This is a genomic window from Sphaerotilus sp., assembly GCF_013299175.1.
In the GTDB taxonomy this organism is placed as follows: domain Bacteria; phylum Pseudomonadota; class Gammaproteobacteria; order Burkholderiales; family Burkholderiaceae_C; genus Sphaerotilus.
On record NZ_JAAFKF010000112.1, the window covers coordinates 1 to 11432 of the forward strand.

Annotated in this window: 12 protein-coding genes; 8 read left to right on the forward strand and 4 right to left on the reverse strand. The window is 68.6% G+C overall.

Annotated elements, in window-relative coordinates; genetic code table 11:
- Positions 1 to 1222 (reverse strand): ABC-F family ATP-binding cassette domain-containing protein (locus QZW52_RS16155; RefSeq protein WP_294000649.1); only part of this gene is annotated, 1222 nt, incomplete at its 3' end.
- A 27-nt stretch (positions 1223 to 1249) separates the two neighbouring features.
- Positions 1250 to 2323 (reverse strand): lytic murein transglycosylase B, encoded by a 1074-nt coding sequence (gene mltB / locus QZW52_RS16160; RefSeq protein WP_294000651.1) that lies wholly within the window; start codon positions 2321 to 2323, stop codon positions 1250 to 1252.
- Positions 2324 to 2382: 59 nt separating this feature from the next.
- On the opposite strand from mltB, the gene QZW52_RS16165 reads away from it, so the two are divergent.
- The 3 genes from QZW52_RS16165 (at position 2383) to QZW52_RS16175 (ending at position 4428) form a co-directional block, all read left to right on the forward strand.
- Positions 2383 to 3165 (forward strand): enoyl-CoA hydratase, encoded by a 783-nt coding sequence (locus tag QZW52_RS16165; protein WP_294000652.1) that lies wholly within the window; start codon positions 2383 to 2385, stop codon positions 3163 to 3165.
- An 81-nt stretch (positions 3166 to 3246) separates the two neighbouring features.
- Positions 3247 to 3693: a BLUF domain-containing protein gene (locus QZW52_RS16170; protein WP_294000654.1), complete on the forward strand. Its 447-nt coding sequence runs from the start codon at positions 3247 to 3249 to the stop codon at positions 3691 to 3693.
- An 18-nt stretch (positions 3694 to 3711) separates the two neighbouring features.
- Positions 3712 to 4428: an EAL domain-containing protein gene (locus QZW52_RS16175; protein WP_294000655.1), complete on the forward strand. Its 717-nt coding sequence runs from the start codon at positions 3712 to 3714 to the stop codon at positions 4426 to 4428.
- 12 nt (positions 4429 to 4440) lie between these two features.
- Here QZW52_RS16175 and QZW52_RS16180 read toward each other — a convergent pair whose 3' ends face one another.
- Positions 4441 to 6126 (reverse strand): electron transfer flavoprotein-ubiquinone oxidoreductase, encoded by a 1686-nt coding sequence (locus QZW52_RS16180; protein ID WP_294000657.1) that lies wholly within the window; start codon positions 6124 to 6126, stop codon positions 4441 to 4443.
- A 288-nt stretch (positions 6127 to 6414) separates the two neighbouring features.
- On the opposite strand from QZW52_RS16180, the gene QZW52_RS16185 reads away from it, so the two are divergent.
- The 5 genes from QZW52_RS16185 (at position 6415) to QZW52_RS16205 (ending at position 10256) form a co-directional block, all read left to right on the forward strand.
- Positions 6415 to 6915, forward strand: coding sequence for a hypothetical protein (locus QZW52_RS16185; RefSeq protein WP_294000659.1), 501 nt, complete (start codon positions 6415 to 6417; stop codon positions 6913 to 6915).
- Positions 6916 to 7029: 114 nt separating this feature from the next.
- Positions 7030 to 7812, forward strand: coding sequence for an SDR family oxidoreductase (locus tag QZW52_RS16190; RefSeq protein ID WP_294000661.1), 783 nt, complete (start codon positions 7030 to 7032; stop codon positions 7810 to 7812).
- A 22-nt stretch (positions 7813 to 7834) separates the two neighbouring features.
- Positions 7835 to 8473: a YceH family protein gene (locus tag QZW52_RS16195; protein ID WP_294000663.1), complete on the forward strand. Its 639-nt coding sequence runs from the start codon at positions 7835 to 7837 to the stop codon at positions 8471 to 8473.
- Between the two features lie 2 nt (positions 8474 to 8475).
- On the forward strand, positions 8476 to 8910 hold the full coding sequence (locus QZW52_RS16200; protein WP_294000665.1) for an acyl-CoA thioesterase: 435 nt from the start codon (positions 8476 to 8478) through the stop codon (positions 8908 to 8910).
- On the forward strand, positions 8907 to 10256 hold the full coding sequence (locus QZW52_RS16205) for a DNA recombination protein RmuC (RefSeq protein ID WP_434738349.1): 1350 nt from the start codon (positions 8907 to 8909) through the stop codon (positions 10254 to 10256). Before QZW52_RS16200 ends, QZW52_RS16205 begins: the two co-directional genes overlap by 4 nt.
- Positions 10257 to 10316: 60 nt before the next feature.
- Here QZW52_RS16205 and mnmC1 read toward each other — a convergent pair.
- A partial coding sequence (mnmC1, locus tag QZW52_RS16210; protein WP_294000667.1) for an FAD-dependent 5-carboxymethylaminomethyl-2-thiouridine(34) oxidoreductase MnmC1 occupies positions 10317 to 11432 on the reverse strand: 1116 nt, incomplete at its 5' end.

The following is an 11432-nucleotide window of genomic DNA, read 5'->3' on the forward strand; positions in this document are numbered from 1 at the left end:
CCGGGCCGACATCGCGCGCCAGCCGGACCATGTGCTCCAGCGGGCCTTCTTCCAGCCGCAGCACGTCGAGTTCCTGCTGCGCGAAGTAGCCGATCGACAGGCCCTTGCCCTCCTGGATGTGGCCGCCCATGCGCTGGATCGCCCCGGCGAGCGTCTTCACCACGGTGGACTTGCCCTGGCCGTTCGCCCCGAGGATGCCGATGCGCTGGCCCGGCAGCACGGACTTGTTGATGTTCGAGACGATGACGTTGTCGCCGTAGCCGACCGACACGTCGTCCAGCACGATCATCGGGTTCGGCAGGCTCTGCGGCTCGCGGAACTCGAACTCGAAATCGGCGCTCATCAGGATCGGCGCGAGCTTGGTCATCCGGTCGAGCGCCTTGACACGGCTCTGCGCCTGCTTGGCCTTGCTCGCCTTGGCCTTGAAGCGGTCGATGAAGCGTTGCAGGTGGGCGACCTTCTCCTGCTGCTTGGAGAACGCCGCCTGCTGCTGCGACATCCGCTCGGCGCGCATCAGCTCGAAGCCGCTGTAGTTCTGGCCGTAGCGCGTGACCTGGGTTTCGTCGAGGTGCAGCGTGACCTTGGTGACGGCGTCGAGGAACTCGCGGTCGTGGCTGATGACCAGCATCGTGCCGTCGAAGCGCAGCAACCAGGCTTCGAGCCACACCAGCGCGTCCAGGTCCAGGTGGTTGGTCGGCTCGTCCAGCAGCAGCAGGTCACCCGGGCACATCAGCGCCCGCGCCAGTTGCAGCCGCATCCGCCAGCCGCCCGAGAAGCTGTTGACCGGCGCGTCAAGCTGGCTGACGCGGAACCCCAGGCCCAGCAGCAGCGACTGCGCCCGCGCCGGGGCATCGAAGGCACCGACTTCGCCGAGCACGGCGTGGGCCTCGCCGATGGCGTGGCCGTCGTCGGCTTCTTCGGCGGCGACCAGCGCGGCGCGGGCGGCCATCAGCGGCCGGTCGCCTTCGAGCACGAACTCGGTGGCGCCGGTCTCGGTTTCGGGCATGTCCTGCGCGACCTCGGCGATCTCCCAGCGCGGCGGCATCTCGACCTCGCCCTGGTCGGACTGCAGGCGCCCCGTCAGCAGCGAGAACAGCGACGATTTGCCGGCGCCGTTGCGGCCGACGAGCGAGGCTTTTTCACCGGGCTGCAGCGTGAAACTGGCGTTCTGGAGAACGATCTTGACGCCGCGGCGCAGCGTGATGGATTTGAACTGGAGCATGGGTGGTGGAAAACGCGGGGTCGCGGATCAGCGGTTGTCGGCGACGGTCTTGAGCGCGGCCAGGGATTCGGAGAGGTCGATCACGGCCATCGCGTAGTAGGCGGACCAGTTGTAGCGCGTGATGACCCAGAAGTTGTCGGTGCCGGCGACGAAGCTGGGCGGCTCGACACCGTTGCGCAGCTCCACCAGCGCGAGCTTGCCGGGGTGTTGCTGGCCGGCGGGGCTGAGCATGGCGCCGCGGCCCGTCAGCTCGGCGGCGGTGAAGCTGGGCAGGATGTCGGGGGCGAGCAGCGCGTCGCGGTCGGCTTCCGCGCTGGGGGGCAGCACGTCGAAGTGCGTCGGCATGTCGCGCACCCAGCCGTGGCCCGCCAGGTAACTGGCCACGCTGCCGATGACATCGGGCGTGCTGCGGTGCAGGTCGATGCGGCCATCGCCGTCGAAGTCGAGGGCGAACTTCAGCCAGGTGCTGGGCATGAACTGCGGCATCCCGAGTGCGCCGGCATACGAGCCCTTGAGGCTGAGCGGATTGATCCTGTCGCGCGCGGCGAGGGCGAACAGGGCTTCCAGCTCGTCGCGGAAGAACCCGCTGCGGTCGCTGCGGCCGCGCGGAAAATCGAACGCCAGCGTGGCCAGCGCGTCCACCGCCCGAAAGCCGCCGGTCTGGCGCCCATAGATGGTCTCCACGCCGATGATCGCCACGATCACGCGCGCCGGCACGCCCCAGCGTTCCTCCGCCAGCCGCAGCCAGCGTTCGTTGTCGCGCCAGAACGTCACGCCTTCGCGCACCCGCAGCGTGTCGAGGAAACGCGAGCGGTAGACCCTCCAGTTCTTCGCCGCCGGGCTGGCCGCGGGCAGGATGAACTTGGCGACCTGGGGCTGGTAGCGGGCTTCGGACAGCGTGGTGGCGACGACTTCCGCATCCAGCTCGGGGTGGCGCTGGACGATGTCCTGGACGAAGGTGGCGACATCGGCCCGCGCTTCATAGCCCGGCGGTGGATTGGCCACGGCAGCGGGCGCGCGCGGTGCGGCCACGGCAGCGCACAAGGGGGTGAACAGCAGCACGGAAAGGGTGATCCGGCGCACGAATCGAAGAGCAGACATGGTCCGATTGTCGCCGCTTTGGCACACTGTCAGAAAATACCGACCCACTGGAGACACCGATGACCCTGCCTGACGATTCTTTGCTGCTGCGTACCCAAGATGCCCGCGGTGTCGTGACCCTGACGCTCAACCGCCCGGGTGCCTTCAATTCGCTGTCCGAGGCGATGCTCGCGGCGCTGCAAACCGAGCTGGACACGCTGGCCGGCGATGACACGGTGCGCTGTGTCGTGCTGGCGGCGGCCGGCCGGGCCTACTGCGCCGGGCATGACCTGAAGGAGATGCGCGCCGAGCCGAGCCTGGCGTACTACCGCGAGCTGTTCACGCGCTGCGGCAAGGTGATGCTGTCGATCCAGCGGCTGCCGGTGCCGGTGATCGCCCGCGTCCACGGGGTGGCGACGGCGGCCGGCTGCCAGCTCGTGGCGACGTGCGACCTCGCGGTGGCGGTGGAGACGGCGCGCTTTGCGGTCAGTGGCGTCAACCTGGGGCTGTTCTGCTCGACGCCGAGCGTGGCGCTGTCGCGCAACGTCGGGCGCAAGACGGCGTTCGAGATGCTGGTGACGGGCGATTTCCTGTCGGCGGGCGAGGCGCAGGCGCGTGGCCTCGTGAACCGTGTCGTGCCGGCGGACGCGCTGGACACCGAGGTCGAGCGGCTGGTGGCCAGCATTGTCGCCAAGCCGCGGGCGGCGGTGGCGCTGGGCAAGGCGCTGTTCTACCGGCAACTGGAGATGGGCGTGGACGCGGCCTACCAGACGGCGGTGCAGACGATGGCGTGCAACATGATGGACGAGAGCGCGCTGGAAGGGGTGCAGGCGTTCATTGACAAGCGGCCACCCAATTGGTGAGCCATGCGCCTGGCAGGCCGCCGATCGGCTCAATTCGGCCGGTGGCCGGTCGATACCAGTCCATCGGTGGGGGTTCCGAAGATGTCTGATCTGGTTCATTGCATCTATGCCAGCACGGCCACACGCGACATGCATGCGGACGATCTGGTGGCCTTGCTGGCCCGCGCGCGGGTGCGCAATGCCGCGCTTGGCGTGACCGGCATGCTGCTGCATGACCGGGGCAACTTCTTTCAGGTGCTGGAAGGACCGGGGGCCGCGGTGGCGCGGCTGTATGCCCACATCGCCACCGATCCGCGGCACCACCGCGTCGTCGAGATCATCCACGAGCCGATTGCCCTGCGCAGTTTCTCGGCCTGGACGATGGGGTTCGCCCGGCTGGACGAGGTGGACCGGACGGAGATACCGGGCTTGAACGATTTTTTCGGGGCCGGCCACACGCTCGACCAGATCGATGGGGGCCGCGCCAAGAAGCTGCTGCAGGCGTTCAGTGCCGGGCGCTGGCACCGCCGTGTGCAGTGTCCGGCCTGACCTGCGTTGACCGCGTCCATGCCGTTCTCGCTGCCCCGTTTCTCCTTCGCCTTTCAGCCGATCGTGCATGCACCGAGCGGTTTGGTGGTGTCTTACGAGGCGCTGATCCGGGGGCCGGAAGGGGAGTCGGCACACAGCGTGCTGAGTGGCGTGCCGCAAGGTGCCTTGCACGATTTCGACGCGCACGGCCGCGAGGTGGCCATCGCGCTGGCGGCCCGGCTGGGTCTGCGTACCCAGCTCAACCTGAACTTCCTGCCGCAGAGCCTGTTCAGTCAGCGGGACGTTCTGACCCCGATGTTCGAGGCGGCGAGCCTGGGTGGTCTGCCCATCAGCCGCCTGGTGCTGGAGGTCACGGAAGGGGAGGTGATCGATGATGTGGCGCGCTTTGCCCGGCTGATCAAGACCTACCGGGCGCAGGGGCTGAAGCTGGCCATCGACGATTTCGGCGCGGGCTACTGCGGGCTGAACCTGCTGGCGGAGTTCCAGCCCGACATCCTCAAGCTCGACATGGCGCTGCTGCGGGGCATCGAGCGCAGCGGGCCGCGACAGGCCATCGTCCGCGCCATCCTGAGCGCCTGCACCGACCTGGGCATCGACGCGATTGCCGAGGGTGTCGAGACCGTGGACGAGTTCAGTTGGCTCGCCGACGAGGGGGTGGTGCTGTTCCAGGGCTACCTGTTTGGCCGGCCGGGCTTCGAGGCGCTGCCGGGCGTGACGGTGCCACCCCGCCGCTGACGCTCCACCGGCTCACATCCCCGCGTAATTCGGTCCACCGCCACCTTCCGGCGTCACCCAGACGATGTTCTGCGTCGGATCCTTGATGTCGCAGGTCTTGCAGTGGACGCAGTTCTGCGCGTTGATCTGCAGCCGGTCGCTGCCGTTGGCGTTCTTGACGAACTCGTAGACACCGGCCGGGCAGTAGCGCGATTCCGGCCCGGCGTACTGTGCGAGATTGATCTCCACCGGCACCCGCGCGTCCTTGAGCGTCAGGTGTGCAGGCTGGTGTTCCCCGTGGTTGGTGTTGGAGATGAACACCGAACTCAGGCGATCGAAGGTGATGATGCCATCCGGCTTCGGATACTCGATCTTTGCGCACTCGCTGGCGGGGCGCAGGCGGGCGTGGTCGGGCTGGTCGCGGTGGACCGTCCACGGCGGCGCAGCAAACCCGAGTTTCGGCAGCAGCCACTGCTCGATGCCCGTCATCAGCGAGCCGACGTAGACCCCCTTCTTGAACCACTGCTTGAAGTTGCGGGACTTGTCGAGTTCGGCATGCAGCCAGCTCGCCTCGAACGCGGTCGGGTAGGCGCTCAGCTCGTCCTGCTGGCGCCCTGCGGCCAAGGCATCGAATGCGGCGTCCGCGGCCAGCATGCCGGTCTTGATGGCGGCGTGGCTGCCCTTGATGCGGGCGGCGTTCAGGTAGCCCGCGTCACAGCCAATCAGCGCGCCACCGGGGAACACCGTCTTGGGCAGGCTCAGCAGCCCGCCCGCCGTGATCGCCCGCGCGCCGTAACCCAGCCGCTTGCCGCCTTCGAGGTACTGGCGGATCGACGGATGCGTCTTCCACCGCTGCATCTCCTCGAACGGACTCAGCCACGGGTTCTGGTAGTCCAGCCCGGTGACGAAGCCCAGCGTGACCTTGTTGTCTTCCAGGTGGTAGAGGAAACCGCCGCCGTAGGTGTCCGCCGCCATCGGCCAGCCGGCGGTGTGGACGACCAGACCCGGCTGGTGCCTGGTCGGGTCGATCTCCCAGAGTTCCTTGATACCGAGGGCGTAGCTTTGCGGGTCTTTGCCCTCGTCGAGCTTGTACTTGGCGATGAGCTGCTTGCCGAGGTGGCCGCGGGAGCCTTCGGCGAAGAGGGTGTACTTGCCGTGCAGCTCCATGCCGATCTGGAAGCTGTTGCTCGGCTCGCCGTCCTTGCCGACCCCCTGGTTGCCGGTGGCGATGCCCTTGACGCTGCCGTTCTCGTCGTAGAGCACCTCGGCGGCCGAGAAGCCGGGGAAGATCTCGACGCCCAGGCTTTCCGCCTGCTCGCCCATCCAGCGCACGACGCTGCCGAGGCTGATGACGTAGTTGCCGTGGTTGTGGAAGCAGTCGGGGATGAGCGCCTGAGGGGTCTTGGTCGCGCCGGTCTCGGACAGGAACAGCACCTCGTCGGCCGTCACTGGCTGGGTCAGCGGGGCGCCGCGTTCCTTCCAGTCGGGGAACAGCTCGTGCATCGCGATCGGATCCATCACGGCGCCCGAGAGGATGTGCGCGCCAGGCTCCGAGCCTTTCTCGATCACCACGACCGACAGCTCCTGCGACTTTTCTGCAGCGCGCTGCTTGAGGCGGATGGCGGCGGCGAGTCCGGCGGGGCCGGCGCCGACGATGACGACGTCGTACTCCATCGCGTCGCGGGGGCCGAACTGGGCGAGGATCTCCTGGGGGCTCATGGGCGTCCTTGTAGGTGGTGGGAGCGTGCGGGGCGGACAAGATTCTAACGGGCTTCATGCAAAAAAAGAACGGTCGTTCTTTTTTGACGCCGTGATGCCACCGTGCGTTGCCGTGAAAGCCTGCCGTGCCCCTGTGCGCAGGGGGACGCGCACCTGAGGGGTGCGGCGTGATAAGGGCAAGAAGCAGGACATTTCTACGGTTTGTTCAATTCAAGCCCCCGTATGCTGGTGACATCGGCCTGAAGACGGGGTTTACCCGCAAGGTCGCTGGTCAACGCGGGGTGTGTCATGCTGGGTCTGCTGGTTTCCGAATTTGTCAACATGGTCGAAGCGCGCCACGGTGTGCCGATGGCCGATGCCCTCCTGTTTGGCACCGAGCTGCCGTGCGTGCTGGACGACGATCTGCTCGCCCACTACCCGTCGGTACAGCTCCGGGTGCTGATCGATGTGCTGGCGCGCCGTGTCGAGCAGTCGCCCCATGCGCTGCTGCAGACGCTGGCGGGTCGCGTGATCAGCCGCATCCGTCTGGCCAATCCGGAGGTGTTCGCGCGCCACGCCGATCTGTTCGGCCAGATTGCCGCCAGCAGCGAGGATGCCGTGCTGCGCTCCTACGACACCGACGAATCCGATGCCGAGGAAATCGAGCTGCTGGTCGGCGAACGGGTGGCCGCCGAAAGTCTGGTCCATGGCCTGCTGGCCGATCTGGTGCGCTACGAGCGCGGCGCGGTGTCCACCCGCCAGCGGCGCACCCGTGCGGCCGTGGCGCCCATGCGCCAGTCGATGCGCTGAAGAGCGCCGAAAGCACGGCGCAGGCGTGACAAGCCGCCTGCAGGGGCCGTGCTATCTTCAGGTGAAGAAAACGTCGTCCACCACGTTGCCCACCACCTGAAGAGGAATCCGTCCATGAGCTACCCCATCGATCTGTCCGGCCGTGTGGCCCTTGTCACCGGCGCCTCCAGTGGCTTGGGGGCACAGTTCGCGCGGGTGTTGTCGCGTGCGGGCGCTGCGGTCGTGCTGGCGGGTCGGCGCACCGATCGCCTGAAAGCCTTGCGCGCCGAGCTGGAGGCCGCAGACGGCGACGCCCATGTCGTCGAACTCGATGTCACCGACATCGACAGCATCAAGTCCGCCGTGGCCCACGCCGAGACCGAGGTCGGCGTGCTCGACATCCTCATCAACAACTCCGGCGTCAGCACGACCCAGAAGCTGGTCGATGTCACCCCTGAAGACTTCGATTTCGTGTTCGACACCAACGTGCGCGGTGCCTTCTTCGTCGCGCAGGAGGTCGGCAAGCGCATGGTGGCGCGCGCCCGCGGTGCGGCACCCGGCACCTACACCGGTGGCCGCATCGTCAACATCGCCTCGATGGCCGGCCTGCGCGTGCTGAGCCAGATCGGGCCGTATGCGATGAGCAAGGCGGCGGTGATCCACATGACGCGGGCGATGGCGCTGGAGTGGGGCAAGTTCGACATCAATGTCAACGCCATCTGCCCCGGCTACATCGACACCGAGATCAACCACCACCACTGGGAAACCGACGCCGGCCAGAAGCTGATCAACATGCTGCCGCGCAAGCGCCTGGGCACGCCGCAGGACCTGGACGCGGTGCTGATGATGCTGTGCGCCAAGGAAAGCCGCTTCATCAACGGCGCCATCATCCAGGCCGACGACGGTTTCGGTCTCTGAAGCCAACGCAAGGAGGCTGCCGATGAGACGGAACCTGACGCCGCTGGAGGCGCGCATCGTCGCCGTGCTGGTGGAAAAGGAGGCGACGGTGCGCGACTCCTATCCGCTGTCGCTCAACGCGCTGTGCGCCGGCTGCAACCAGAAGACGGCCCGCGAGCCGGTGATGGCGCTGGGCGATGCCGAAGTGCTGGCTGCCATCGAGGAGCTGAAGGCGCTGAGTCTGGTCCACGAAGTCAGTGGCACGCGGGTGGTGCGTTACGAGCACAACCTGGCGCGGGTGCTGGGGGTGCCGGGCGCGGCGGTGGCGCTGCTGACGCTGCTGGTGCTGCGCGGCCCGCAGACGGCCGCCGAGCTGCGGCTGCACTGCGAGCGGCTGCACCGCTTCGCCGATGTCTCGTCGGTCGAAGGCTTCCTCGACGAGCTGGCCGCCAAGGAGCCGCCCCGCGTGCGCAAGCTGCCGCGGGCACCGGGGGCACGCGAGTCGCGCTGGGCACACCTGCTCTGCGGCGACGCGGGGCTGGAGTCCCTGTCCGCCGAGGCCGCTGTCACCGGTGCGGTCGATGCCGGGCTGGCCGAAGAGGTGGCCGTGCTGCGTGCCGAGGTGCAGGAGCTGCGCGGACAACTCGGCCGACTTGCGGCGGCGCTCGGCGTGGAGCTGTGACCATGCGCTTCGAGATTCCGGACGACAAACGCTTCACCCACGAACTGGTGCTGCCCATCCGCTGGGGCGACATGGACGCGATGGGCCATGTCAACAACACGGTCTACTTCCGCTACCTGGAGATCGTGCGGATCGACTGGTTCGAGCGCATGGGCTGCGCACCCGACCCGCGCGGCGTCGGGCCGGTGATCGTCAACGCCTTCTGCAACTTCTACCGGCAACTGGAGTTCCCCGGCGACGTGGTGGCGCGCCACTACGTCTGCAATCCGGGGCGCAGCAGCTTCGACACCTACATCACCCTGGGCCGCACCGACGATCCAGGGGTTGTCTACGCCGCTGGCGGGGCCAAGACGGTGTGGGTGGACTTTCCCGCCCAGAAATCCGTGCCGCTGCCGGACGCGATCCGGGCGCTGGTGAGCGGGGCGGAGCCGGGGTGACGGAGCGCGCCCTCCTGATCGGCCTGCTGGCGCTGGTGCTGCTGCAGACGGTCGGGCTGCTGTGGCTGGTGTCGCGGCGAGCGGTGGACGTGGCTGATCCCGTCGATCCGCTGGCCGAGGCCGCCGCGCAGACCGAGCGCCTGCAGGCCGCCGCCGACGCCATCATCGACGCTGGCCACGCCCACAGCGAGCGCATCGAGCGCGAGCTGCGCAGCGAAGTCCAGGGCAGCGCCCGCGGCACCCGCCAGGAGCTGAGCGCGGCACTGGCCCAGTTCCAGCGCCTGCTGCTGACCCAGTCCGGCGAGGCCAGCCGCACCCAGTCCGAGCACCTGCACCAGCTCACCGAGGCCAACGACCGCCGCCTCGCCGGGCTGCAGCAGTCGATGGAGCAGCGCCTGGACGCCGTGCAGGCCAGCGTCGAGCAGCGGCTGGCGAGTCTCCAGGCCGACAACGAGCGCAAGCTGGAGCAGATGCGCGCCACCGTCGATGAAAAACTCCATGCCACGCTGGAAGCCCGCCTCGGCGAGAGCTTCAAGCAGGTCGCCGAGCGGCTGGAGCAGGTCCACCGCGGTCTGGGCGAGATGCAGACGCTGGCGCAGGGCGTGGGCGATCTCAAGCGCGTGCTCGGCAATGTCAAGACACGCGGGCTGCTGGGCGAGGTGCAGCTCGGCGCCTTGCTGGAGCAGGTGTTCACGGTCGAACAGTACGCGACCAACGTGGTGACGGTGCCGGGCAGCAAGGACCGGGTGGAGTTCGCGATCCGCCTGCCGGGACGGGGTGCGGCCGGACACGAGGCGCCGGTGTGGCTGCCGATCGACGCGAAGTTTCCGCGGGAGGACTACGAGCGCCTGCTCGACGCCCAGGACCGTGCCGACAAGCCCGCTGCCGAGCAGGCGGCCCGCGCGCTGGAGCAGCGCGTGCGCGACGAGGCCCGCGCCATCGCCGGCAAATACCTCGCGCCGCCGCACACGACCGACTTCGCCGTGCTCTTCCTGCCGACCGAGGGCCTGTACGCCGAGCTGCTGCGCCGGCCGGGGCTGAACGAGCGGCTGCAGCGCGACCACCGCGTCACGCTGGCCGGCCCGACCACGCTGCTGGCCATGCTCAACAGCCTGCAGATGGGATTCCGCACGCTGGCGCTGGAGCAGCGCAGCGCCGAGGTGTGGAAGATCCTGGGCGGGGTGAAGGCCGAATTTGCGCGTTTCGGCGATGTGCTGGAAAAAACCCGCCAGAAGTTGCACGAGGCCAGCCAGACCATCGAGGCCGCCGAGGTCCGCACACGGGCGATGGCGCGCCAGTTGCGGGTGGTGGAGCTACCGGGTTCCGCACCGCAGGACATCCCGTGAGTGAGGGGGTTGACCTGCATTCGAGGGGGATGGATGGCTGTCCTGCAATCGCCAAAGTGCTTACGCTGCGTCAGCTTTTCCATCCGATGGAGTCCTTGGTCCTGAAGACTCCTTGGTTTGACAAGGCGGCTCTGCGGAGCCGCCTTTTTTTTCGCCTTGCCGGCCCGTCCACTGCCGTGCGGGGTCGAGCGCATCGCGCAACGCGGTGTCCACCGGGAACGGCGCCCCCGTCACCCAGGCCGCCAGCACCTGCGCACCGAGCGCCGCGCTGGTGATGCCCCGCGCGCCCAGACCGGTGAACAGGTACAGCCCGCTGGTCGCGCCATGGCACCGCGGCTGGTGTTGCAGCCCGGTTGGCCGTGGTTTTCCGGTGGGTGCGGTGGCGGGGAGGCGGCGGTCCAGCGGCGGGCCGATGAGCGGCAGCCGGTCGGCCGTGGTGGCGCGCCAGCCCACGCGACCGGTCAGCGCCATGTCCGCTACCTCCGTGGTGGTCGCGCACACGCACACGCCCAGCCGCGCGGCCCGCGCCAGGTTGTGCGTGTGGTCGGTGGCACGCACGCGGGGATCCGTGTCGCCGTACTGGGTGGTGGCACCGGTGAGCACCCGGCCATCCGGCAGCGTCAGCCCATAGCCTTGCCCCGACAGCGCCAGACGCGGTGGCCGCAACGCCGGCGTGTCGGCCGCCAGCAACGTGGTCTGGCCGCGCACGGCCTGCAGCTGCACCGGCGCGGCGTCCTCTGGCAGCAGCCGCTCCACGGCCATGGCAGTGGCCAGCACGACCACCGGCGCCTGCGCCAGCACCCGCCCTTGCGCATCCAGCGCCTGCCAGCCACCGTCCGGGCCACGGCGCAGCGCCGCCACCTGGGTCACGCCCTGAAAGCGCGCCAAGCCCACCGACACCGCCCGGCCCAGCAGCCAGCGCGACCAGTCCCCCGGCGACAGCCAACCCGCCTGCGCGTAAAACCAGCCGCCGGAGTCCACAGGCAGACCGGTGCGCGCGCGCGCTTCATTGACCGAGATCCAACGCACATAGTCTGCGGGCAGTCCAACCCGCGCCAGTTGTTCCGCCGCCAGTGCGGTGTCGATGCGCGGTTCCAGCCGCACGAACCCGCTCAGATCCCCCGCGACTGCGCCCGAGGCGATGGCCGGTCGCGCCAGCCGCGCCGTCAGCAGCGA

Excerpts from the sequence above, each read along its gene's own strand:
- QZW52_RS16195 (WP_294000663.1), top strand. The coding sequence starts at position 7,835 with ATGAGACGGAACCTGACGCCGCTGGAGGCGCGCATCGTCGCCGTGCTG.
- QZW52_RS16165 (WP_294000652.1), top strand. The coding sequence starts at position 2,383 with ATGACCCTGCCTGACGATTCTTTGCTGCTGCGTACCCAAGATGCCCGC.
- QZW52_RS16190 (WP_294000661.1), top strand. The coding sequence starts at position 7,030 with ATGAGCTACCCCATCGATCTGTCCGGCCGTGTGGCCCTTGTCACCGGC.
- QZW52_RS16200 (WP_294000665.1), top strand. The coding sequence starts at position 8,476 with ATGCGCTTCGAGATTCCGGACGACAAACGCTTCACCCACGAACTGGTG.
- QZW52_RS16180 (WP_294000657.1), bottom strand. The coding sequence starts at position 6,126 with ATGAGCCCCCAGGAGATCCTCGCCCAGTTCGGCCCCCGCGACGCGATG.
- QZW52_RS16175 (WP_294000655.1), top strand. The coding sequence starts at position 3,712 with ATGCCGTTCTCGCTGCCCCGTTTCTCCTTCGCCTTTCAGCCGATCGTG.
- QZW52_RS16185 (WP_294000659.1), top strand. The coding sequence starts at position 6,415 with ATGCTGGGTCTGCTGGTTTCCGAATTTGTCAACATGGTCGAAGCGCGC.
- QZW52_RS16170 (WP_294000654.1), top strand. The coding sequence starts at position 3,247 with ATGTCTGATCTGGTTCATTGCATCTATGCCAGCACGGCCACACGCGAC.
- mltB (WP_294000651.1), bottom strand. The coding sequence starts at position 2,323 with ATGTCTGCTCTTCGATTCGTGCGCCGGATCACCCTTTCCGTGCTGCTG.